The following is a 23,408-nucleotide window of genomic DNA, read 5'->3' on the forward strand; positions in this document are numbered from 1 at the left end:
CTGGATCGCCTCCATGCGGGCGCGTGAGGCCCGGCAATCACATGATGTATTCCGCGGGAACGAGCAGGCCGCTCAGACAGCGCTTTGCAACGGTTTAGGTCGTGGACTCATGAACGTGATCGAAATGGCACCTTCCGGCGCTCTTTCTCCGCGTATCCGAACAGATGGCCTCACACCATTTCGACCAGATTTATGAGTTCACGACCTGGCCGGCCGCTTGCGCACCAATCCGTAAAGCATGCCGAGGAAGGTCATGCTCCAGGCGACGATCGCGGCAAGGAGAAAGACCCACGCGAGCAGGCCGAGGAAATAAAATTCCATGGCGCGGTCGATCTGGAAGGTGCAGGCAGCATACATGCCGAGCGGAAACACCGCGCCCCAGTAAAGCGGGTCGTAAGTGACCGGGAACCGCCCATAAACGTAACGCCAGACGCCGAGCAGAAGCAGCATCGGTATCCACCACGTGCCGGTGGCCCAGTAAAGCACGGTAAAGCCTTTGAGGAAGGGCAACAGCGACACCAGAAAAGGCGCGCTCGACGCATTTTCGATCAGGAGGGAACCGGCAAGCGTCGAGATCGCCATGGCGCCCATGTTGATCCAGTAAGGCGGCTCGAGATCGCCGGGTGAGAGCGAAAAGAACGTGTAGCGATAGAAGATCAGCGCCATCAGCCAGATGTAGAGCATGCCGCCCCACAGCCACATCGACAGGGCCAGCAGATTGAGTTCCAGCCGCCAGGGCTGGTCCAGTTGCGCCGCCAGAAGCGCGCTCGACACGGCAACCGACTGGGTCGCGACGACCGCAAGCAGCCAACCGCCGTTGATGCCGGTGCCGAGCGTCGGTTTTTCGCCCTTGACGGTAAGCGCGGTGAAGATCGTGTAGGTCAGCCCGACCCAAAGCACGGCCGTGGCGAGCCATAGCACGGTGCCGACGCGAACATCCTGCGCAAGAATGATGAATTGGCTGGCCAGGATGCCGGTTCCGGCAACCACGGTGAAATAGCCGGGACCGGAAAGGTGGGCGATCATGTCGCCGAAGAAGCGACGCGGATGATACCAGGCGCGCAGGACATACAGCACCCAAAGCACGCCATATTGCGCGACATTGAGGTAAAACAGAGCTTGGGCAAGGCCGGGAAGGCCCATCATGAAGGCCGATAGCGACACAATTCCGGTGGCCATGACCAAGCCGAAATAGCCCGGCGACATGTCCGCCAGACGATCAAGCCAGCCTGCCCCGGTATGCGACGGTATCACTGCACGAATCTCCCCCGTGTTTCCTAGAGCCTTTCATGGCTGCACGGAAGCGTTCTGCCGGCTTGTCGCCTGAGGCAGGCAGGACATCGCCGCCATAGCTTGGCAAAACAGTACCAGGGACCCCTCGGACAGGAGCCTGACGCACCAAAGAAAAAGCCGCCCGAAGGCGGCTAAAGAGGGTTTGGGAGTTGCTGCATCAAGAGGAGGATCAGCAATTTCTGATTATGCATATTTCCTGACAGGAAGCAAGTTTTCATTTCAAGATAATTTTCCAAGCAGAGCCAGCCATTCCGAGAGTGCCATTTCAGGCAAAAAAACGCCATCGCACCGACCTCACGACGCGCGGCAAAACAGGGTTCACCACGCAGGGAAAATCGGCGTCGACCGCTTTACGGGAAACCGACGGCCAGTCCTATCGAACCACGAGGACGGGGATTTTACTGTGCGCGAGAACCTCGGCGGTCTGGCTGCCCAGGATCAGGCGGCCAAGGCCGCGGCGGCCATGCGAAGCCATGACGATCAGGTCGCAATCCCGCGCTTCGGCAACTTCGACAATTGTGTCCGCCGGCCAGCGATCGGCGACATGAAGGGTATCGGCCTTGACGCCTGCCCTGTCAGCAGCCGCCTTGGCCGACACAAGCACGCCCTTGGCAAAGGCTTCCTGGCCCGCTTCGTAGCGGGCGATGTCGTCGGGACCGGCTATCCATCCGCTTGCGGTTGCCCCGGCAAGCAGCGGGAACGGTTCCGTCACGGTCACGATCGTGACCTTGCTCGACAGGGCGTTGGCCAGCGACAGGCCGTGGTCGAACCCGCTCTTCGCGACGTCGGATCCGTCGGTTGCGATAAGGATATGGGTGTACATGGCTTGCCCTCGCTTTCTTGGTCACGAGGAAACCAGAGCCAACCGTTCACGGCAAGCTCGACGCTCCCCAAAAATGGGGCGAAGGTTGATGTGGCGCAAGCATTCAACGACCAAGGGCGGCGCAGGGTGACAAACCTGCGCCGTCTTGCGCCTACCGGACTTCGGGAACCTCGTCTTTGGGCAATGCCTTGATCAAAGTGCCGGAGCGTCCTTTGTGCGTCCATAAAGACGCACGGCGCCCTAGCGGAAGCTTTCCCGTAGTCCTGCGAAGAAGCCACGTCCTGCCACTGACGCCCTGACGGACGCTGCAGCCCTTGAAGCCTGCATCGTCGCGCCGACATGGCAATAGCAGACGATTTCGTGGAGCTGATTGTCGGTCAGCTCGAAGAAGCGCTTTGCCTCGCCATAGGTGTCGTCCTGCAACCCTTGATCGCGCAAAAGCTTGTCCTCGAAGGCAACCGAGATCGGCGAGTTGTCGCTGCGCATGGCATCACGCTCCAGCGTCGCCCGATACTCTGTCCCGGTAAGCGCGGTCAGCAATCGCGCAGGTTGGCAGTCAAGAAGGTCCGACCAGCGGTTGAGGCGCTGGGTACGGTCCAATACCGGTATCGGATCAATGTGGACCTCGGCTACCGCATGCAGCTGGTCCATCGTTTGATGTCTCATGGCGACCTCCTTTCGAAAGGTGGTGGCCCCAAGTCCATGGCTGAAAGTATAGCGCGAACGCGCCGAAACGTCATCAGTATTGGCGATCACATTCAGCTTCCCCTGCGTGCGGAGCGCTGGCGCAGGCGACGTCCGACCTGTCTGGCGGGCTGCCAGCGGCCACGTACTATTTTTGCCATTAATCGGCTTTTGATTGGAACCTACGGACGACCCTGGCGTTATATCGGGTTACCCATCGTATCAGTGTCGGTTACCGAAGGAGGTGTTGGATGGATCGCCTGCAATTCTTCTCGCCTGTGCGCGTGTCGCGGGATCACGGGCATGCCGTCGAGGAGATCGATAACGTCGCCGAGGCCATGGTGTTTTTGCGTGAATGGCCGGTCGGCCGGCGCGGCCCGGTCTATCGTTGCGCATTGAATTGCTGTTCGGCGGCAATGGCGGCCCAGATGAGCGCCGAAGAGGCGAGAAAGTCATTTGCCGGCTTTGCCCGGATCACCGGGCTTCTGGTGGATGGAGGGCCATCGCCAGTCGTGGCCGAAAGACATATGGCGCCGCGTCGGGCGGCAAATTAAACTCTGCAAATCGCGCTTTGATGCGCGTGCGACATCGCCGTCCCAAGGGACGGCGATGTCATTTTCAGTTCTGCTCGATTGAAATGCCGTTGTTGTCGATCTTGAGTTCGACGCCAGCCGGCTTGGATTCTTCGCGGTAGACGTAGACGCCGAGCGCGATGACCGCGACGACGAGCGCGCCAATGATGAGGTATAGCGTATTCCGGTTCACAGGCGCGCTCCTTGGCGAAAAATCAGGCCGACTTCACCAGCCGGATAAGGAAGAGCAGGATCACCGCCCCTAAAGTGGCATGAATGATCGAGGCCACTATGCCGCCGCCGAAAGCCAGGCCGATCACCGGGAACAGCCAGCCGGCAATGAAAGCACCGACGATACCAACGACGATATTACCGAGCAGGCCGAAGCCGAAGCCCTTGACGATGAGACCGGCCAACCAGCCGGCGATTGCACCGATGATAAGGAAGACAATCAGACTTTCCGCACCCATGGCATTCCCTCCGTGCAACGGTTGAAGCGAAGCAGCACTTCGAATCAACCTCCAGTTTCAACGAACACAAGGTATGAGAAAGCGGCCAGTGCCGCCAGCACTACTCTTCCTCGTCATCGGAAGAAGCCGGACGCCAACTTGTCGGCTCGATTTTCTTTTGCGTCCTGCTGTCGGTGTAGGCCCACCATGCCCGATCTCCGGCATCCCAGCGCGCCAGGGATTCGTTCATGACCCCATCGCCATCCGTCCAATAGACGGTGACCCGGGAACCATCCTTGGGCGCGGTTGTAATCGGCTGACGTTCAGGCATGGTCCCCCCTCTTGTGACCGGCATAACGCTGGCGGGCGAAAGAAGTTCCGCCCTCAACTATGCGCGAAGATGTCCTGTTCGTCCCAGCCCATCAGGTCGAGCTTTGCCCTCGTCGGCAGGAAGCGGAAACAGGCTTCCGCCTCCCTGGCGCGACCGTCCCGGTCCAGCCGTCCGGCCAAAACGTCTCGCAGCCGGTGCAGATAGAGCACGTCGGACGCGGCATATTCGAGCTGTTCGGCACTCAGCGTCGCCGCCGCCCAGTCCGACGACTGCTGCACCTTGGACAGGCTGACGCCGATGAGTTCGCCGCAGATGTCCTTCAGCCCATGGCGGTCGGTATAGGTGCGGGTGAGGCGCGAGGCGATCTTGGTGCAGAACACCGGCTCCGGCATGACGCCGAAGGCATGATAGAGCACCGCAAGGTCGAAGCGGCCGAAGTGGAACAGCTTGGTGATCTTGCGATTGCGAAGCAGGCTGACGAGGTTCGGCGCACGCTTCTGCCCGGCCTCGATCTGGATGACGTCGGCACTGCCGTCGCCCGGTGAAATCTGCACCACGCACAAACGGTCGCGATGCGGGTTCAGCCCGAGCGTCTCGGTGTCGATGGCGACGGCATCGACGTTGTAGTGGCCGAGATCGGGCAGGTCGTTCTTATGGAAACGGATATTGCTGCTCATGACGACCTCAGCGTGTCAGCGCATCAAGGATGCGCGCCCAGGAGCGTTGCCCCTTGTGGAAAGAAGAAAGCTCGTACTTCTCGTTCGGCGAATGGATGCGATCGTCGGAAAGCCCGAAGCCGACCAGCAGCGACTCCATGCCGAGATAGGTCTGGAAATCGCCGACGATGGGGATCGAGCCACCCATGGCGATCATCACGGCAGGCTTTGGCCATTCATCCGAAAGGGCCTGCTTGGCCTTGGTCAGGAAGAGCGAATCGTAGGAAAGCTGGATGGCCGGCGAGCCGCCATGTTTGTGGAACTCGACCGAGCAGTCGGCCGGCAGCCGCTCTTCGACGAATTTGCGGAAGGCGGCGCGGATCTTGTCCGGGTTCTGCTTGTGGACGAGCCGGAACGACACCTTGGCCGAGGCCTGCGCGGCAATCACGGTCTTGAAGCCCTTGCCGGTGTAGCCGCCGGTGATGCCGTTGAACTCGGCGGTCGGCCGCGCCCAGACCAGTTCCAGCACCGAACGCCCCTTCTCGCCGGCCGGAACCGACAGGCCGATGGGGCCGAGGAAGTCGTCGGCGGTTTCGCCAAGCGATTCCCATGATTTCAGCACCTGCGAGGGGGTTTCCTCGACACCATCATAGAAGCCGGGAATGGTGACGCGGCCGGTCTTGTCATGAATATCGGCAAGGATCCTTGCCAGGATGCGGATCGGATTGGCGGCGGCGCCGCCGAATTCGCCAGAATGCAGGTCGCGGTCGGCGGCGTGGATGGTGATTTCCTCACCGACCAGCCCGCGCAGCGCTGTGGAAATGGCCGGCGTATCGCGGTCCCACATGCCGGTGTCGCAGACGAGGGCGAAATCCGCCTTCAGTTCAGCCGCGTTGGCTTCAAGAAACGGCTTCAGCGACGGCGAGCCGGACTCTTCCTCGCCCTCGAACAGAAGCGTGATCTTGCACGGCAAGCCGCCATGAACGGCCTTCCAGGCGCGGCAGGCTTCGACGAAGGTCATCAACTGGCCCTTGTCGTCAGCCGAACCGCGACCGGTAATGACTTTGTGACCGGGGCCGACTTCCTTGATGGCTGGCGCAAACGGGTCGCTCTCCCACAATTCGATCGGGTCGACCGGCTGCACGTCGTAATGGCCGTAGAACAGGACATGCGGACTTCCGGCAGGGCCGTCATGATGCGCAACCACCATCGGATGGCCGGGCGTGTCGCGCACGCTCGCCTCGAAGCCGATCGTCTTCAAATCGGCGACCAGCCATTCCGCGCCCTTGCGGCATTCGGCGGCGTAAGCCGGATCGGTCGAGATCGACTTGACCCTCAAGAGGTCGAACAAACGCTCGAGGCTCTTGTCCAGTGACTGGTCGAGGCGATCGAGGACGGGAGAGAGTACGGACATTTTGGAAAAGCCTTTCGATTCTGCGGCGGCACCCTAGATCGGCGCGACTAAAACGAAAAGCCCGCTCATGCCTGTGAAGCAGCGGCGGCAGGCACAGCGCAAAAAAATGCCGCCGTGGCGGAGGGGGAACCACGGCGGCTTTACTCAAACGGTGCGGCAGCCCGGAGAGGGGGATAGGCTGCCGCATTGTCCGGTATCGGCGGGGGACGGGCCTAACTCCGGACTTCGGCGAAAATTGCCGATGCAATCTATCTGTGGATTCGAACATGGCGATTCAAGGGCACGAAGATTACAAGTTTGTAACATGCGCGTGAACGCCTGCGGGATGGCGAAGCCGGTGTCAGGGGGTTGACGGAACGTTGCGGCAAAACCGCCTTTGCCATGGACCGAAGGACGGAGGCACGCTATCCATTCGCGCATGAAAAAAGGCGATCATCTCTTCCTTGTCGACGGCTCCGGCTACATCTTCCGCGCCTATCACGCCCTGCCGCCGCTGACCCGCAAGTCGGACGGGCTGCCGACCAATGCCGTGCTCGGCTTCTGCAACATGGTGTGGAAGCTGATGCAGGACGCCCGCAACACCGATGTCGGCGTGACGCCGACGCATTTCGCCGTCATCTTCGACTATTCGTCCAAGACTTTCCGCAACGATCTCTACCCCGAATACAAGGCCAACCGCTCGGCGCCGCCCGAAGACCTGATCCCGCAATTCGGCCTTATCCGCCACGCCACGCGCGCCTTCAACCTGCCTTGCATAGAAATGGAAGGTTTCGAGGCCGACGACCTGATCGCCACCTACTGCCGCATGGCTGAAGAAGCCGGTGCCGACGCCACCGTCATCTCGTCCGACAAGGACCTGATGCAGTTGGTCACGCCGACAATCTCCATGTACGACCCGATGAAGGACCGCCAGATCGGCATCCCCGAAGTGATCGAGAAATGGGGCGTGCCGCCGGAAAAGATGATCGACCTGCAGGCGCTGACCGGCGACTCCGTCGACAACGTGCCCGGCGTGCCGGGGATCGGGCCGAAGACGGCGGCGCAATTGCTGGAACAGTTTGGCGACCTCGACACGCTTCTGGCCCGCGCAGCCGAGATCAAGCAGGAAAAGCGCCGCCAGTCGATCATCGACAATTCCGACAAGGCCCGCGTCTCGCGGCAACTGGTAACGTTGAAGCGCGATGTGCCGGTCACCGAAACTCCCGACGACTTCACCCTTGAACCGCCGAACGGGCCCAAGCTGATTGCCTTCCTGAAGGCCATGGAATTTTCCACCCTGACGCGCCGCGTTGCCGAGGCGACGGGCACCGAGGTCGGCGAGATCGAGGCGGCGAACATACCGGTTGAGCGCGCCGACGCAGCGCACGGGCCGGATGTGGGCGCGGGCGCAACACCCCCCTCCGGCCTGCCGGCCATCTCCCCCTCAAGGGGGGAGGTTGGTCAATCGCCAACGTCAACGCTGCCGATCTCTCCACCCGAGGGGGAGATGGCCGGCAGGCCGGAGGGGGGTACAACCCCTTCGCTGCTTTCAGCGCTTCGCGCCGAAGCGGCGGTTGCCGCGAAGATCGACACCAGCGCCTATCACTGCATCCGCGATCTCGACACGCTGAAGGTCTGGATTGCCGACGCCATGGAGACCGGCCTCGTTGCTTTCGACACCGAGACGACGTCGCTCGACCCGATGCAGGCCGAACTGGTCGGCTTCTCGCTGGCGACCAGGCCCGGCCATGCCGCCTATGTGCCGATCGGTCACAAAAACGGCCGGAACGATCTGCTCGGCGGCGGGCTGGTGGAGAGCCAGATTCCAATTCGCGAAGCGCTCGCCGTATTGAAGCCGCTGCTGGAAGACAAGTCCGTCCTCAAGATCGCGCAGAACCTGAAATACGACCTCGTCATCATGAACCGCTACGGCATCGAGGTCACACCCTATGACGACACGATGCTGATTTCCTACGTGCTCGATGCCGGCATTTCCGGCGGTCACGGCATGGATGCGCTGTCGGAAAAGTGGCTCGGCCACAAGACGATCGCCTTCAAGGACGTGGCCGGATCGGGCAAGAGCTTCATCGGCTTCGACCAGGTCGATATCGACAAGGCGACCGCCTATGGCGGCGAGGATGCCGACGTGTCGCTGCGCTTGTGGCAGGTGCTGAAGCCTCGCCTTGCCGCGAAAGGCCTGGTTTCCGTCTACGAGCGGCTTGAACGACCCCTGGTGCCGGTTCTGGCCAGGATGGAGCAACGCGGCATTTCGGTCGACCGGCAAATCCTGTCCAGGCTTTCGGGCGAACTGGCGCAAGGTGCGGCCCGGCTGGAAGAGGAAATCTACGAGCTGATCGGCGAGCGCATCAATATCGGCTCGCCCAAACAGCTTGGCGACATATTGTTCGGGCGCATGGGCCTGCCGGGCGGCTCGAAAACCAAGACCGGCCAGTGGTCGACCTCGGCGCAATTGCTGGAAGACCTCGCCGCCGAAGGTCACGAGCTGCCGCGCAAGATCGTTGACTGGCGACAGTTGACCAAGCTGAAATCGACCTACACCGACGCCCTGCCCGGCTTCGTGAACCCTGAGACCAGGCGCGTCCACACATCCTACGCTCTGGCTGCGACGTCGACGGGACGGCTGTCCTCATCCGACCCGAACCTGCAGAACATTCCGGTGCGCACCGCAGAGGGGCGCAAGATCAGGACCGCCTTCGTCGCCGACAAAGGCAACCGGCTGATCTCGGCCGACTACAGCCAGATCGAACTGCGCGTGCTGGCCCATGTCGCCGATATTCCTCAACTCAAGCAAGCCTTCGCCGATGGCGCCGACATTCACGCCGCCACCGCGTCCGAAATGTTCGGCGTGCCGGTCGAAGGCATGCCCTCGGAAGTGCGCCGCCGCGCCAAGGCGATCAATTTCGGCATCATCTACGGGATTTCCGCCTTCGGCCTTGCCAACCAGCTTTCCATTCCGCGCGAAGAGGCGGGGGCCTACATCAAGAAGTATTTCGAACGCTTCCCCGGCATCCGGGACTATATCGAGACGACCAAGACCTATGCCCGCGAAAACGGCTACGTCGAAACCGTGTTCGGCCGGCGCATCCACTACCCTGAAATCCGCTCGTCCAACCCCTCGGTGCGAGCCTTCAACGAACGCGCCTCGATCAACGCGCGCTTGCAGGGCACGGCTGCCGACATCATCCGCCGCGCCATGGTGCGCATGGACGCGGCGCTCGCCAAGGCGGGCTTGTCGGCCCGCATGCTGTTGCAAGTGCATGACGAACTGATCTTCGAGACGGCACAAGCGGAAGTCGAGGCGACAATTCCGGTGGTGCGCTCGGTGATGGAGAATGCGGCGATGCCTGCCGCATCATTGTCGGTGCCTTTGCAGGTCGATGCCCGCGCCGCCGACAACTGGGACGAGGCGCATTGAGGCCAGTTTGCTAGCAGTCTCGCCGGAAACCCTTGCCTCCTTTGCACTGGCGTCATTCCTGATCGAGCTGACGCCGGGGCCGAACATGACCTATCTGGCATTGGTGTCGGCGCAGGATGGCCGCCGCGCCGGCTTCGCGACCGTGGCAGGCATTGCGCTTGGTCTAGCGATCATTGGCGCGATTGCAGGTTTCGGCGTGGCCGAACTGATCCAGGCATCAAATCTCGCTTATGAGACGCTGCGCTGGGCCGGCGTGCTGTTCCTGCTCTACATTGCCTGGGAAGGCTGGAGCACGGGAACAGATATCGTCTCGGCAAGCAGCGTCGATCGCGAGCGTTATTTCATTCGCGGCCTGATGACCAACCTGCTCAATCCAAAGGCGGCGGTGTTCTACGTCGCGGTGTTGCCGACCTTTGTCGAGGCGGGCAAGCCGGTGCTGGCCCAGACCGCCATGCTGACGGCGATCTACGTCGCGGTGGCAACAATCGTTCACGCCGTGATCGTCATTCTTGCCGGCTCGCTGGAGCCCTTCCTCAACGATCCGAAGCGCGAACGCATCGCGCGGCGCGTGCTGTCGGCACTGCTGGCCGGTGTCGCTTTGTGGTTTGCGTGGACGACCGCACGCTCAACGGCCATCAGGCAGCGGCCTTCTGGCATTTGGCGCAGGTGCCGCGAAATTCGATCACCGCCTTCTTGGCGGCGAACCCGGTGGAGCGCACCCAGTCGTCGAGCTTGTGGCCGACATCGTGGTCGGAAAATTCGGTGACCTGGCCGCAAGTGTCGCAAATGGCGAAGGCGGTCATCGAATGGCTGTGGTCGTGCGGCTCGGCGCAAGCGACGAAAGCGTTGAGGCTTTCAAGCCTGTGCACCAGCCCTTCCTTCATCAGCGTATCGAGCGCCCGGTAGACCTGTAGCGGCGCACGGAAGCCGCGCTCGCGAAGCTGGTCAAGCAGCATATAGGCGCTGAGCGGCGCATTCGCTGTCTCGAGCTTTTCCAGCACGCAGAGCTGGTTCTTTGTCAGTGCATTCCTTGCCGCCATGATCCTGCCTTCGACCCCAGCCGCATCGCACAAGGCGTTATGGCTACCCCTGACATAACCATTCACAGCCCTTTTTGCTACCGTTTCCAAGCCAGGCAACTTGCTGCTTTTCCGCGCACGGATCTCCGATATCGCCGTGACGGATGCAGAATGGCGATCCATCTCCTTGGTGAGCATCGGATTGTCCGGAATCCGGATTCCACTTTTCGGTCTGATACTTTAGCGCTCTGCCGACCGCGCCCACAGATTGATATTGGCATCGCGGGCATAGGTGTCGATCTCGGCGAGCTCGCTATCGGAGAATTCGAGATTGGCCAGGGCGGTGACGCAATCCTCGATCTGCTCGACCCGGCTGGCGCCGATCAGCGCCGAGGTGACCCTGCCCTTGCGCAACACCCAGGCCAGCGCCATCTGGGCCAGCGTCTGGCCGCGCCGGCCGGCAATCGCGTTCAGCGCCTTGATGTTGGCAAGCGTCTGTTCGTTGATGAACGCCTTACGCAGCGACTTGCCCTGGGCGGCCCGGCTGTCTTGCGGAATGCCGTCGAGGTATTTGCCGGTGAGCATGCCTTGCGCCAGCGGCGAAAACACGATCGAGCCGACGCCGAGCCCCTCCAGCGTATCCAGCAAGCCATCGTCCTCGACCCAGCGATTGAGCATCGAATAACTGGGCTGGTGGATGAGGCAAGGGGTGCCGAGCCGCTTGAGGATATCGGCAGCTTCGCGCGTGCGCTGCGAATTATAGGACGAAATGCCGGCGTAAAGCGCCTTGCCGGAACGCACCGCCTGATCGAGCGCGCCCATCGTTTCCTCCAGCGGCGTCTCGGGGTCGAAACGGTGCGAATAAAAGATGTCGACATAGTCGAGCCCCAGCCTTTTCAGGCTCTGGTCGAGGCTGGACAGCAGGTATTTGCGGCTGCCCCATTCGCCATAGGGGCCGGGCCACATATCGTAGCCCGCCTTGCTGGAGATGATCATTTCGTCGCGGTGGCGGGCAAAATCCGTGCGCAGGATTTCGCCGAAGGCACGTTCGGCCGAACCGGGCGGCGGGCCGTAATTGTTGGCGAGGTCGAAATGGGTGATGCCGAGGTCGAAGGCCTTGCGCACCAGCGCCTGCTTGGTGCGATGCGGCACGTCATCGCCGAAATTGTGCCACAGGCCGAGCGAAATCGCCGGCAATTTCAGGCCCGAGCGCCCGCAGCGATTGTAGATCATGGCGCTGTAGCGGCTTTCAGCGGGGGTATAGGACATGGAACTCACCTTTGAAATTTGACGCGGCCGTCGATTTCGAGCGCGGGGCAGCTTATCCGGTTTTCCTGAGCAGCGCAGAGGCTTGCCTGACGCCAAGTGCCGCGGGGCGCTCGCAGCTTGTCTGCATGGCAACGAACTTGCCGGTTTCACCGGACTTCAGCAGGCCGGTCATCACCTCGACCGTGTGCAGCGCAAGCTCCTGCGAGCAGCGGTGCGGACGCCCTTCGATGATGGCCAGCGCCATGTCGGCCAGCCCGGCCGTGCGATAATTGGCCATCATGCCATGCGGATGCCGTTCGTTGGCGATGCCAAACGGATGAGCCCATTTCGGCAACGCTTTCACCGGCCTTTCGCCCTTCGTGCAGACCACATCGCCGCCGAAGAAATTCGGGTCGGGCACGTAGAGGCTGCCGGCCTCGCCGTAAAGTTCCATCGGCGCGTGGCCGTGGCTCCACACATCCCAGCTCGAATCGAGCGACACCACCGCCCCGTTCTCGAACTGAAGGATGCCGTGCACGGTGGTGGGCGTATTGACGGGGATCTTTTCGCCGGCGCGCGGCTTCGACATGATGGTGCGCTCCTTGGCCGAGATCGAGGCCATAGCCACCACCTGCTTCACCGGGCCGATGAGTTGGACAAGGTTGGCGATATAGTAAGGCCCGAGATCGAGCACCGGACCGGCGCCGGGCTGGAAGAAGAAATCCGGGTTCGGATGCCAGCTTTCCATACCGTGGCTCATGACATGGCAGGTGCCGCTGGTGATGCGGCCGACCTTGCCGGCATCGATGAGGTGGCGCACCAACTGGTGCGAGCCGCCGAGAAACGTATCGGGCGCCGAGCCGATCCGCAGGCCCTTCTTTTCGGCCCTCTTGTTCAGGTCGAGCCCATCCTTGACCGACAAAACGAACGGCTTTTCCGAATAGACATGCTTGCCGGCATCGAGGATTTGCCGCGACACCTCATAGTGCACGGCGGGGATGGTGAGGTTGACGACGATGTCGATGTCTTCGGCGGCAAGCAGGCCATCGACCGTCTCGGCCCGCAGGGAGAATTCCCTGGCGCGCGCCTTTGCCGCCGCCATGTCGAGGTCGGCGCAGGCTCTCATTTCGATGCCGCGAAACAGCGGCGAGAACTTGAAATAGGTCGCCGAGATATTGCCGCAGCCGATGACGCCGACGCCAAGAACCTTTGCCATTCAAGCCTCCCGCCAGGCCTTGGCCGCTTCGATCGAGCGGCGCGCGAAACGCCCGATGTCGTTCGGATTGTCCTGTTCCATCACATAGTGGCGGGCCTTGGTGCCGGACCGCAACGCAGCAAACAGCGATGGCCAGCCGAGCGTGCCGTGACCGACATCGGCCCAGCCGTCTTCGTCCAGCCCCTTGCCCGGCCCAGCCATGTCCTTGACATGTACGGCCACGATGCGCGCGCCGTGACGCGCGATCCAAGGCAGCGGATCGATGCCGCCGCGTGCCACCCAAGCGACATCCATTTCCCAGCCCATGCCGGGTGCGGCAGCCAGGATGTGCTGCATCGGCGCGGAACCGTCCGCCAGGGGGGTGAATTCGAACTCATGATTGTGCCAGGCAAAATCATAGCCATGCCGCTTGGCCGTTTCGCCAACCTTGGCCAGCCTTTCGCCAAATGCGTGCCAGCCGGTAGCGTCAGTGGGCCGTTGACCGGCTTCGAGGTAAGGGCAGATCAACAGCCTGATGCCGAGCGTATCGGCAATGGCGCGCACGCCATCGAAATCGCCTTCCAGGGCCTCAATGCCGAAATGGCCGCTTGGCATGGCAAGCCCGTTGCGGTCCAGCGCGGAGCGGAACGAGGACGGTTCGTCATAGACGCCGCCATAGCCTTCGACCTCGCGGTAGCCGAGACCGCCGAGCAGATCGAGCACCTTGTCCCACGGCTGGAAGTTGCGGGCGCTGTAGAGCTGGAACGACCAGGCAATGCCAGACCCAGCCCAGCCTTGTTCGGCTTTTCCCATCATGACCTTCATGTCCCGCAACTGCCGATTGAAATGTTCGGGAAGACATGATTGGACCCGCCGGCGGCCATCGTCAACACGTCCAAGTGGTCGCCCACCACAAATTTCAATCGATTAATCCATCTGGATCAATCGCATTTCGCGCGATCCTGTTGGCTGGAACCTCTCAGGGACGGATGTCAATCGGACCTTCGACCTTGGTCATTTCGAAGTCTGAAACAAGGATGTCGATGCGCGCGGTCCATGTGCCGGCGAGCGGAATGACGAGATCATCCACCCGCCAGGTGCCGTCGCCGGGCTTGGTCGCCGGCCGCTTGAGCGGTTCGATCCCGGCGTCGGGCTTCGACAGGACCAGCGTCACTTCCTTGGCGTCGAGTGGACCGAAATTGCCGTCGAACATCAGGATCGAGGCAGCGACCTGGCCGGTGTGACCCGGCGTGATGGTGAGTTCCGCCATCGCCTCCGGCGTATGGAAATGGGCAATCGCCGGCTGCGCCGCCGCAATGGCCAAGGCGCGCGGCGGCGGCGTGAAACGCCAGCCGGCAGCAACGCCAAAGATCAGCAGCACAAGCAGCGTTTCCACGCAGATGGACCGCGCAAGACGAGCACCGGCCAGCCCGTCACCGCTCGCGGCGGGAGCGGTCAGCCGCCAGCGATTGAAGGCGGCGATCGCAAGCAAAAAGGCAAGCAGCGCCAGCTTGGCAAGAAGCAGGCGTCCATAGGCCGTGTCGAGCAGCGCCGATGGCGTTTCGACCTGGATGACGGCCAGCACGATGCCGCCAACGACCAGCAGGGCAAACACCGGCAGGATCGAACCGGAAAAGCGCTGCAGGAAGGCGCTAGCCGCAAGGGCCTTGCGCCAGAGCGCCAGACCGAGCGGCACCAATGCGCCGGCCCAGAAAGCAATGCCGACGCCGTGCAGGAACACCATTGGCCGCGTCAGCCATTGCGGCTCGGCAGCACTAGCATGCCCGCTTGCCGCCAGCGCAGCACCCGCCCCGGCAAGCGAAAGAACCGTCAGCGGCCTGGCGGCGCGCGGTAGGATCAGCGAGAAAAGGGCCAAGACCAATGCAGCCAGCGCGATGACCGCGGTCCAGCCGAAGCTGGTCGCGAAGCCGGTTTCCCACACCGCCGGCAGGACAAGGCCATGCAGTCGCGCCCCGAGCGCATCGAGGCCTTGCAGGCCAAGCGAAGCCGGAGCAGCCGCCAGCCCGAGAAGAAGTGCAATCGCTGCAAAGCGGGCACCGTCGCGGCCGCCCTTGGCGAGCCACGCGATCGCAAACGCGCCACCGATGCCGAGGAACAGGCCGATATAGAGCGCCACCTTCGCGCTCCACAAAAGCGAGCGCACCAGCCAGTCGACCGGCTCGGCAGCCTGCGGCGCGGCACTTGGCGCACCGACGGAAAACAGCAGAGAACCGGCGACCGGATGACCGTCTTCCGACACGACGCGCCAACTCAGCACATGCGTGCCTTGTCCGAGCGGCTGCGGATTGTCGATCTCGACGGTCTGGCCATCGAGATGCGACGAGGTCAGCGGCAGCGAACTGCCGTCCGGCCGCACCAGGGTGAGGACCAGGGGCGACACCGGCTCGCTGAACGTCAGCGAAAACTTCAACGGGCTCGTGGCCACCACAGTGCCGTCGACCGGCTCGGCCTTGACAAGGGCGGCGTGCGCCGCGGCCGGGTTTGGCGAGACGAAAACCGCAAACAGCAGCAGCGAAGCCAGCAGCCAGGCGAAGACCTGTGCGGGCGACATGGCAATTGCGGTTGGCCGTAGCGGTGTGATCATGATGCGTTGACCGATAAAGCTGCGGCGCGCCGTTTCCAATGGCGCGCCGCGCAAAGACTACTTCCTGGGCAGGAGCTTGATCCCCGGCGCCGGGAATTCAAGCGCATGTCCATCCTCGCCGGCCTTGGGAACCTCGATCCAGCGCTCGGCCTTGTCGCCGCATTCCTGCACGACCGGGAAGTAAAGCGTCTCGCCGGCCGGCAAGCCAGCCGTCAACTGCCCACGTAGCACGAACTCGTCATAGAATTCGTCGGGCAGTTCGCCGCCGCTCCAGACGACTTCCTGCACGCCTTCGGAAATCGCGTCTCCGTGAGAATCATAGGACCGGGCATATTTGCCTTTCACGGTCTCGAGTTTCCAGCCTGACTTCGGCATCGGTTTCACCGAGATGAAGCCTTCCGGGATCTTGATCTTGACGGCCGTTGTCGGCGCGCCTTCGCAGCCGTGCGGAACGCGCAAGACAGCCTTGTAGGTCGAGCCGACGGCCGCTTCCTGCGTTTCAAGGGTGATGTGGGCGAAGGCCGCGCCGCTGCCGAACAGAACGAAGGCACCGAGCGAAACAAAGCGGATGATGCGATTGGACATGAATGCTCCCATTGGAAAGATCGTGAGGACGGAAAGGGTCAATGTTCGCCGGCGGAGCCGAGCGCTTCGACGGCAAACTTGACCTCGACGCTGCCGGCCTTCTCGAAGGTCAGCGTGGCGGAAAAGCTCTCGCCTTGTTTCGGCTGCCGCTTGAGGCCCATGAACATCAAATGATAGGCGCCGGGCTTCAGCTCGACCTTGCCGCCGGCGGGGATTTCCAGCCCGCCCTCGACATGGCGCATGGTCATGACGCCGTCCTTGACGGCCATTTCATGAACTTCCGCCTTTTCCGAGATTTCGGTAACGATGGAGACGAGCCGGTCCGGCGTGCTGCCGTTGTTGACGATCGTGAAATAGCCGCCGCCGACCTTGGCGCCGGCGGGCGCGGCGCGCGACCACGGATGTTCGATTTCGAGATCGCCGACTTTGAACCCATGCGCCGCAGCCATGTGCGAACCGGCAAAGAGCAGGACGAAAGCCAGCATGAAGGCGCAGAATGCGGCACCTGCGTTGAGATGGAAGAATGACACGCGCGGTTGCGCCGCGTGCACGGCGCCAAATGATCTGGACATGGGATTGCTCCACGATAGGGTGTGCGCCGTTTGAAGGGCTGCGACAATTCAATGTTTGGATGAGTGCGCCGGCGGAAAGTTCCGGCCTGCGCCAATTCGGCTCAGGCTTGAGCCGGCGGTGCGCGCGGATTGGATGGCGAGCGGGGCCGCTCGAAAGCCAGATGATCGGGCGCGGCAGGAACGAAAGCCACAGCCTCGAAGGCAAGTTCGACCGAGAGCGCGGAGGCTGCCGGCGGTCCGGCCAGAACCGAAGCGGCAAGGTTGCAGCCGAGCACGCAGCAGGACGGCACGTGCTTCTGCTGCGGGCTGTCGGGCAATTCCCCGATGGCGCCATGCGTACAGATGACATTGCCGAAAGCGTCAAGTTGCGCCGACTGGGGACCGGCTGCCGAGGCGAACGCTCCCAACACGGATTGCATGACGAGGAACCAGGCAGCGGCAAGCGCTACCGGCAGGCTCCATCGTCTGTCACGACCGTGCAAGTGCAGTCTCCCGACCCTCGGCTCCACAACACCTATCATGGAAGCGGCCGCCGGCAAGCCAGACAAATTGCCGCCGCGAACGCCTATCGCGCGGCCATACGCGCACTGGCTGTCCGTAACTTGTACCACCGCAACCTGCGGGTGAGGATCAGAGCTTGGTCCAAGCCCCGTTCCGTTTCGAGGATTTCACGCAAGCCTCGATGAAGGCCATGCCTTCGACGCCGTCCTGAACGGTCGGGAAGATGACGCCCTTTGGAGGCTTGCCACCCTTTCCGCGTGCCGCACGGATGGCGCGCGCCGCCTCCTGGTAGATATTGGCGAACCCTTCCAGGTATCCCTCCGGATGGCCGGCGGGCACGCGGGTGAAGCGCGAAGCAGCTTCAAGCGAACCGGCACCGCCACGGGTAAGCAGCCGTTTCGGCTCGCCGAACGGCGTGTACCAAAGGTAATTCGGGTCGGCCTGCACCCATTCCAGCCCGCCTTTGGAGCCATAGACCCTCAGCTTCAGTCCGTTTTCATGCCCCGGCGCGACCTGGCTCGCCCACAGCATGCCCTTGGCCGGCGGCGCCTCGCCTTCGGCCTTGAAGCGCAACAGAACCTGAAGATTGTCGTCCAGCAGACGCCCCGGCACGAAGGCGTCGAGGTCGGCGGCGAGGCTGTCCAGTTCAAGCCCGCTGACGAAGCGAGCAAGGTTGTAGGCGTGGGTGCCGATATCGCCGGTTGCTCCGCCGGCGCCCGCCTGTTTCGGATCGGAGCGCCAGGCCGCCTGCTTGTTGCCGCTTGCCGACAAATCATCGGTCAGCCAGTCCTGCGGATATTCGACATGGACGACGCGGATGTCGCCAAGCTGGCCTTTGGCGACCATCTCGCGCGCCTGCCGCACCATCGGATAGGCCGTGTAGTTATGTGTGAGCACGAACACCTTGCCGGTCTTTTCGACAAGTGCGGCCAGTTTCTTCGCTTCCGCCAGGGTTGCCGTCAGCGGCTTGTCGCAAATGACGTGGATACCGGCCTCGAGGAAGGCCTTGGCGGCAGGAAAATGCACGTTGTTGGGGGTGACGATGGCGACCGCCTCGATGCCGTCGGGACGCTTCGCCTCGACCTTCGCCATCTCGGCAAAAGAGGCATAGCTGCGCTCGGGGTCGAGGCCGAGTTCCGCTGCCGAGGCCTTTGCGCGTTCCGGGTTCGAGGACAGCGCACCGGCAACCAGCACGAACTCGTTATCGAGACGCGCGGCAATGCGATGGACGGCGCCGATGAAAGCGCCCTGCCCGCCGCCGACCATGCCGTAGCGGATCGGGCCGCCTGCGATCTGCAATTTCGATGCGCCAGCCATTTTGTCCCTTCCTGATTGTCTCGAAGTCGAACTGCTCTTCGACTTTAAAGCCTATTCAATCCCCATCATCTTGCGCAGCGCGGCCCTGTCCGTGGTACCGCCGGCAAAATCGTCGAAGGCTTTCTCGGTGACCCGGATGATATGGCTTTCGATGAAGGGAGCGCCTTCTGCCGCGCCGTCCTCGGGATGCTTGAGGCAGCATTCCCATTCCAGCACCGCCCAACTGTCGTAGCCGTACTGCGCGAGCCTGGAAAAGATCCCGGAGAAATCGACCTGCCCGTCGCCCAGCGAGCGAAAACGGCCGGCGCGGTTCAGCCAGCCTTGATAGCCGGAATAGACCCCTTGCCGCCCGGTGGGATTGAACTCGGCATCCTTGACGTGGAAGGCCTTGATCCGCTCGTGGTAGATATCGATGAAGGCGAGATAGTCGAGCTGCTGCAAGAGAAAGTGTGAGGGATCGTAGTTGATGGCGCAGCGGCTGTGGCTGCCGACGGCATCGAGGAACATCTCGAAGGTCGCGCCGTCGAACACGTCCTCGCCCGGATGAATCTCATAGCCGACATCGACACCGTTCTCGTCATAGGCATCGAGGATCGGCTTCCAGCGCCTGCCGAGTTCGGCAAAGGCTTCCTCGATCAATCCTGCCGGCCGTTGCGGCCAGGGGTAGAGATAGGGAAAGGCCAGCGCGCCGGTAAACGTCACCGATGTGCTCAAGCCGAGATTGCGCGAGGCCTTGGCGGCGAACTTCATCTGTTCGGTCGCCCATGCCTGCCGCGCCTTCGGGTTGTTGTGCACCTTCTCGGGCGCAAAGGCGTCGAACTGAGCCTCGTAAGCCGGGTGGACGGCGACAAGCTGGCCGATCAGGTGGGTTGAAAGCTCGGTGATCTCGACACCGGCATCGGCGCAGATGCCCTTGACCTCGTCGCAATAGGCCTGCGAGGTTGCCGCCTTCTCCAGATCGAAAAACCGGGCGTCCCAGGCCGGGATCTGCACGCCCTTGTAGCCGAGCCCCGCTGCCCATCTGGTGATCGGGGCCAGCGAATTGAACGGAGCCGCATCACCGGCAAACTGTGCCAGGAAGATCGCAGGCCCCTTGATGGTCGTCGGCATGGCATTCTCCTTCGCGCCGGCATAGGCACGGCATATATCGCCGAACGCGGCTTCACTTCAAAGCCGAGCCGGCCATTTCAATCGGTTCATAACAGGCTTTTGCCGTCAGTCGAAAGAGAACGTCTGTGCCAGGCCGGGTGTGATAACGGGCTGGCCTGTCGATTCCGCAAGCAATCGCTTACTTGATCTTTGCCGCCGCACGCAGGTCGACGCGCCGAATCTTGCCCGAGATGGTCTTGGGCAAGGCTTCGACGAACTCGATTTCGCGGGGATATTTATAGGGTGCGGTCAGGTTACGGCAGAAATCCTGGATATCGCGGGCCAATTCGTCGGACGGCTGGAAGCCCTTGGCAAGCATCACATAGGCCTTGACGATCTCGCCGCGCGTGGCGTCCGGCTTGCCGACGACAGCGCTTTCTGCGACCGCTCTGTGTTCGATCAACGCGCTCTCGACCTCGAACGGGCTGATGCGATACCCCGCTGACGAGATCAGGTCGTCGGAGCGGCCAACGAACCACAAATATCCGTCCTTGTCGCGCCGGGCCGTATCGCCTGTGTAGTACCAGCCATTGCGGAACGAGGCGGTATCCGGCGCTTCGCCGGTGTAGTAGCCGCGGAAAAGCCCGTTCGGATACGGTTCGGTTATCTTCACCGCGATGTGGCCGACCTCGCCTTCGGGCTGGCGGTTGCCGGCCTCGTCGATCACGTCGACATCGAAGCCCGGCACCGGCTTGCCCATCGATCCGTAGCGCACCTCCTCGCCCGGAAAATTGGCGACGATGTTGATCGTCTCGGTCTGGCCGTAGCCGTCGGCAATCACCGTTCCCGTCACGTCTTTCCATACGCGCATGGCTTCGGGATTGAGCGGCTCGCCGGCGCTCAGCGAACGGCGCAGGCTGGAAAGGTCGTATTGCGTGAGGTCCTGCTGCGCGAAAAGGCGGAAGACCGTCGGCGGCGCGCAAAATGTCGTAACCTTAAGCTTACCAATCAGGCGCAGATGCATATCGGCATTGAAGGCGGCATCGCCATTATAGAGCACGGTCGGCGTACCAAGCAGCAATTGGGGAAACAGGATGCCCCAGGCCGCCTTGGCCCAGCCGGTATCGGTGAGCGACCAGTGGACGTCATCGCGCCTGAGATCCATCCAGAACAGCCCGGTCGCCGCATGCGCCAGGCCAGAACCATGGTCGCGCGGCACCATCTTCGGCATCGAGGTGGTGCCGGAGGTGAAATAGGCCATCATCATGTCGGTGCTGCGGGTGTTCGGAAACGCAGCGCGATCGAGATCAGGCGACGCTTCGGCCAACAGCGCCTCGAGCGACAGCCAGCCATCGCGGGCGCCATCGACGACGATGAAAGTGTTGAGCGACGGGCACTCGGCCCGGATCGAGTCGACCTTGGCGCAATGTTCAGACGTGACCACCACGGCGCGCGCGCCCGAATGATTGACCCGGTAGGCGATGTCATGGGCGGTGAGCAGGTTGGTGCCCGGCATCGACACCACGCCCGCCTTCATGCAGCCGAACAGCACAGTGTACCAGGCTGGCACCCGCCCAACGACGACGCAGGCGAAGTCGCCCGTCTCAAGCCCCAGCGTGCGCAACGCATTGGCAAATCGGTTCGAGCTTTCGCTGAACTGCGAATAGGAAATGCGCTCGACCGTTTCGCCGTCGCGCGACACCGCAATGACCGCCGTGTGATCGTCCCGTTTCGCCCAATCGTCGATGACATCGAAGCCGAAGTTGAAATAGTCCGGCATGGGCAGTTTGTAGCTCGTCCGTGCCTTGCCGTAGTCGCGTTCGACCGACGAAAAATCCATCCTGATGCTCCCGATCGGAATGATGTATGCGCTGCACTACCCCTGTATGCGACGCTGCGCCTTGCGGCACACGGCTATATCACGACAAACAAGGGGAAGGCACGCTCAAGCGGTTCCCAGGATCATGTCCGACGCCTTCTCGGCGATCATCACGGTCGGGGCATGGGTGTTGCCCGACACGATGGTCGGCATGACCGAGGCGTCGACCACGCGCAGCCGCTCGATGCCATGAACCTTCAACTGCGGATCGACCACGGACTGGGCATCGCTGCCCATTCTGGCCGTGCCGACCGGATGGAAGATGGTGGTGGCGATATCGCCGGCGGCGCGGGCAAGTTCTTCGGTCGTGGCGAGATGCGTGCCCGGCTTGAATTCCTCCGGCCTGAATTCGCTCATCCGCCTGGTCGCCATCAGCCGCCTTGCATGCAGCACCGACTGCGCCGCGATCTCGCGGTCGCCATCCGTGGAAAGATAGTTCGGTGCGATCGATGGCGCTTCGTGCGGGTTGGCCGAACGGACGCGCACATGGCCGCGCGATTCCGGACGCAGATTGCACACCGAAACGGTGATGGCAGGGAAGGTGTGCAGCGGATCGCCGAATTTTTCCAGCGACAGCGGCTGGACATGGAATTCGATGTTGGGCGTGTCGAAGCGCTCGTCGGAGCGCATGAAGATACCGTACTGGCTTGGCGCCATCGACATTGGCCCCGAACGCTTCAACGCGTATTCCAGCGCGATGCCGGCCTTGCCCCAAAGGCTGGCCTGGCGCTCGTTGAGCGTGCGCGCGCCCTGGATGCGGAAAGCGGTACGGATCTGCAGATGGTCCTGCAGATTTTCGCCGACGCCGGAAAGTTCGTGCACGACATCGATGCCGTTGGCCTTCAGGAGGGCGGCGGGGCCGATTCCTGACAGTTGCATGAGTTGCGGCGAATTGATCGCGCCTGCCGACAGCAACAATTCGCGCCCGACCCGCGCCTTGGCCAGGCGGCCATCGGCGCCGCGATAGAGGATCGCGCTGGCGCGGCGGCCGTCGAAGACGATGCGCTCGGCAGCCGCATGCGTGGCGATACGCAGGTTCGGACGATTGCGCACCGGCTTGAGGAAAGCGCGGGAGGCGCTGAACCGCACGCCGTTCTTCTGATTGACCTCGAAGTATCCGGCGCCTTCGTTGTTGCCGGTGTTGAAATCGTCGGTCGAAGGAATGCCGAGTTCGGCTGCGGCTTCGGTCACCGCATCGAGGATCGGCCAACTCAGCCGCTGCCGCTCGACCCTGAGCGGCCCGCCCTGCCCGTGGCTGGCATCGTTGCGGCTAAAATGATCTTCGGAGCGACGAAACAGCGGCAGCACGTCGTCCCAGCCCCAGCCGGGATTGCCCATCTGGCGCCACTGATCGTAGTCGCGCGCCTGACCGCGCATGTAGATCATGCCGTTAATCGAAGAGCAGCCGCCGAGCACCTTGCCGCGCGGATAAAGCAGCGAGCGGCCGTTGAGGCCCTTTTCTTCATCAGTGTTGTAGCACCAGTCGGTGCGCGGATTGCCGATGCAGAAAAGATAGCCGACCGGAATGTGGACCCAGTGATAGTTGTCGCTGCCGCCCGCTTCGAGCAGCAGCACCCGGTTGCGCGGATCGGCGCTAAGCCTGTTGGCAAGCACGCAGCCGGCCGAGCCGGCTCCCACGATGATGTAGTCCCACTCGCCCTGGTCCACGGCGTCGACACCGCCATGGCCGCTCTTCGATCCACTGCCCATGACGAACTCATGGTCGAGAATGGCGTCTCCCGCAATCCGACTTAGGTTAAA

Annotated in this window: 22 protein-coding genes and 1 pseudogene; 3 read left to right on the forward strand and 20 right to left on the reverse strand. The window is 62.4% G+C overall.

The window, feature by feature from the left end; all coding sequences use genetic code 11:
- Positions 1-198: 198 nt before the first annotated feature.
- The 3 genes from ASD64_RS17690 to ASD64_RS17700 form a co-directional block, all read right to left on the reverse strand.
- On the reverse strand, positions 199-1,254 hold the full coding sequence (locus tag ASD64_RS17690) for a tellurite resistance/C4-dicarboxylate transporter family protein (protein WP_244480841.1): 1,056 nt from the start codon (positions 1,252-1,254) through the stop codon (positions 199-201).
- A 412-nt stretch (positions 1,255-1,666) separates the two neighbouring features.
- Positions 1,667-2,116, reverse strand: a complete 450-nt coding sequence (locus ASD64_RS17695) for a universal stress protein (RefSeq protein ID WP_056107723.1) — start codon at positions 2,114-2,116, stop codon at positions 1,667-1,669.
- A gap of 240 nt (positions 2,117-2,356) precedes the next feature.
- Entirely contained in the window at positions 2,357-2,782 is a 426-nt protein-coding gene (locus ASD64_RS17700) for a hypothetical protein (protein ID WP_056108091.1), read from the reverse strand.
- Positions 2,783-3,051: 269 nt separating this feature from the next.
- On the opposite strand from ASD64_RS17700, the gene ASD64_RS17705 reads away from it, so the two are divergent.
- On the forward strand, positions 3,052-3,354 hold the full coding sequence (locus ASD64_RS17705) for a DUF982 domain-containing protein (protein ID WP_056107726.1): 303 nt from the start codon (positions 3,052-3,054) through the stop codon (positions 3,352-3,354).
- A 64-nt stretch (positions 3,355-3,418) separates the two neighbouring features.
- Here the strand turns inward: ASD64_RS17705 and ASD64_RS21410 are convergent, their stop codons facing one another.
- The 5 genes from ASD64_RS21410 to ASD64_RS17725 form a co-directional block, all read right to left on the reverse strand.
- Positions 3,419-3,565, reverse strand: a complete 147-nt coding sequence (locus ASD64_RS21410) for a hypothetical protein (protein WP_156460209.1) — start codon at positions 3,563-3,565, stop codon at positions 3,419-3,421.
- A gap of 22 nt (positions 3,566-3,587) precedes the next feature.
- On the reverse strand, positions 3,588-3,842 hold the full coding sequence (locus tag ASD64_RS17710; RefSeq protein ID WP_056107729.1) for a GlsB/YeaQ/YmgE family stress response membrane protein: 255 nt from the start codon (positions 3,840-3,842) through the stop codon (positions 3,588-3,590).
- A gap of 100 nt (positions 3,843-3,942) precedes the next feature.
- Positions 3,943-4,152, reverse strand: a complete 210-nt coding sequence (locus tag ASD64_RS17715; RefSeq protein ID WP_056107732.1) for a hypothetical protein — start codon at positions 4,150-4,152, stop codon at positions 3,943-3,945.
- A gap of 53 nt (positions 4,153-4,205) precedes the next feature.
- On the reverse strand, positions 4,206-4,829 hold the full coding sequence (locus tag ASD64_RS17720) for a ribonuclease D (protein ID WP_056107734.1): 624 nt from the start codon (positions 4,827-4,829) through the stop codon (positions 4,206-4,208).
- 7 nt (positions 4,830-4,836) lie between these two features.
- Positions 4,837-6,222: a M20/M25/M40 family metallo-hydrolase gene (locus ASD64_RS17725; RefSeq protein WP_056107737.1), complete on the reverse strand. Its 1,386-nt coding sequence runs from the start codon at positions 6,220-6,222 to the stop codon at positions 4,837-4,839.
- A 418-nt stretch (positions 6,223-6,640) separates the two neighbouring features.
- Between ASD64_RS17725 and polA the strand changes: the two genes are divergently transcribed.
- Positions 6,641-9,637: a DNA polymerase I gene (gene polA, locus ASD64_RS17730; RefSeq protein WP_056107740.1), complete on the forward strand. Its 2,997-nt coding sequence runs from the start codon at positions 6,641-6,643 to the stop codon at positions 9,635-9,637.
- A pseudogene (locus tag ASD64_RS17735) lies at positions 9,600-10,235 on the forward strand (LysE family translocator); the annotation flags it as partial. The gene polA and the pseudogene ASD64_RS17735, both read left to right, overlap by 38 nt.
- Before the next feature lie 37 nt (positions 10,236-10,272).
- Here ASD64_RS17735 and ASD64_RS20765 read toward each other — a convergent pair.
- The 12 genes from ASD64_RS20765 to ASD64_RS17790 form a co-directional block, all read right to left on the reverse strand.
- Positions 10,273-10,677, reverse strand: coding sequence for a Fur family transcriptional regulator (locus ASD64_RS20765; protein ID WP_082550049.1), 405 nt, complete (start codon positions 10,675-10,677; stop codon positions 10,273-10,275).
- A 219-nt stretch (positions 10,678-10,896) separates the two neighbouring features.
- The gene (gene mgrA, locus ASD64_RS17740) at positions 10,897-11,925 is read right to left on the reverse strand and encodes an L-glyceraldehyde 3-phosphate reductase (protein WP_056107743.1); all 1,029 of its coding nucleotides are present in this window, start codon (positions 11,923-11,925) and stop codon (positions 10,897-10,899) included.
- A 52-nt stretch (positions 11,926-11,977) separates the two neighbouring features.
- A complete protein-coding gene (locus tag ASD64_RS17745; protein WP_056107746.1) occupies positions 11,978-13,120 on the reverse strand; it encodes a Gfo/Idh/MocA family protein in 1,143 nt (380 codons plus the stop codon).
- Positions 13,121-13,876 (reverse strand): sugar phosphate isomerase/epimerase family protein, encoded by a 756-nt coding sequence (locus ASD64_RS17750; RefSeq protein WP_056108094.1) that lies wholly within the window; start codon positions 13,874-13,876, stop codon positions 13,121-13,123.
- 202 nt (positions 13,877-14,078) lie between these two features.
- Positions 14,079-15,704 (reverse strand): copper resistance CopC/CopD family protein, encoded by a 1,626-nt coding sequence (locus ASD64_RS17755; protein WP_056108097.1) that lies wholly within the window; start codon positions 15,702-15,704, stop codon positions 14,079-14,081.
- Positions 15,705-15,761: 57 nt separating this feature from the next.
- Positions 15,762-16,289 carry a YcnI family protein gene (locus tag ASD64_RS17760; RefSeq protein ID WP_056108099.1) on the reverse strand — a complete coding sequence of 176 codons (528 nt, stop codon included), beginning with the start codon at positions 16,287-16,289 and terminating at the stop codon, positions 15,762-15,764.
- A gap of 38 nt (positions 16,290-16,327) precedes the next feature.
- Positions 16,328-16,774 (reverse strand): copper chaperone PCu(A)C, encoded by a 447-nt coding sequence (locus ASD64_RS17765; RefSeq protein WP_244480849.1) that lies wholly within the window; start codon positions 16,772-16,774, stop codon positions 16,328-16,330.
- A gap of 188 nt (positions 16,775-16,962) precedes the next feature.
- Positions 16,963-17,343, reverse strand: coding sequence for a DUF2946 family protein (locus ASD64_RS17770; RefSeq protein WP_320410202.1), 381 nt, complete (start codon positions 17,341-17,343; stop codon positions 16,963-16,965).
- Positions 17,344-17,491: 148 nt separating this feature from the next.
- A complete protein-coding gene (locus ASD64_RS17775) occupies positions 17,492-18,679 on the reverse strand; it encodes a Gfo/Idh/MocA family protein (protein ID WP_056107749.1) in 1,188 nt (395 codons plus the stop codon).
- Between the two features lie 51 nt (positions 18,680-18,730).
- On the reverse strand, positions 18,731-19,789 hold the full coding sequence (locus tag ASD64_RS17780) for a sugar phosphate isomerase/epimerase family protein (RefSeq protein ID WP_056107752.1): 1,059 nt from the start codon (positions 19,787-19,789) through the stop codon (positions 18,731-18,733).
- Positions 19,790-19,967: 178 nt separating this feature from the next.
- A complete protein-coding gene (locus tag ASD64_RS17785; RefSeq protein ID WP_056107753.1) occupies positions 19,968-21,608 on the reverse strand; it encodes an acyl-CoA synthetase in 1,641 nt (546 codons plus the stop codon).
- Positions 21,609-21,713: 105 nt separating this feature from the next.
- Positions 21,714-23,357 carry a GMC family oxidoreductase gene (locus tag ASD64_RS17790; RefSeq protein WP_056107756.1) on the reverse strand — a complete coding sequence of 548 codons (1,644 nt, stop codon included), beginning with the start codon at positions 23,355-23,357 and terminating at the stop codon, positions 21,714-21,716.
- Positions 23,358-23,408: the final 51 nt, after the last annotated feature.

This window comes from Mesorhizobium sp. Root157, assembly GCF_001427385.1.
Taxonomy (GTDB): domain Bacteria; phylum Pseudomonadota; class Alphaproteobacteria; order Rhizobiales; family Rhizobiaceae; genus Mesorhizobium.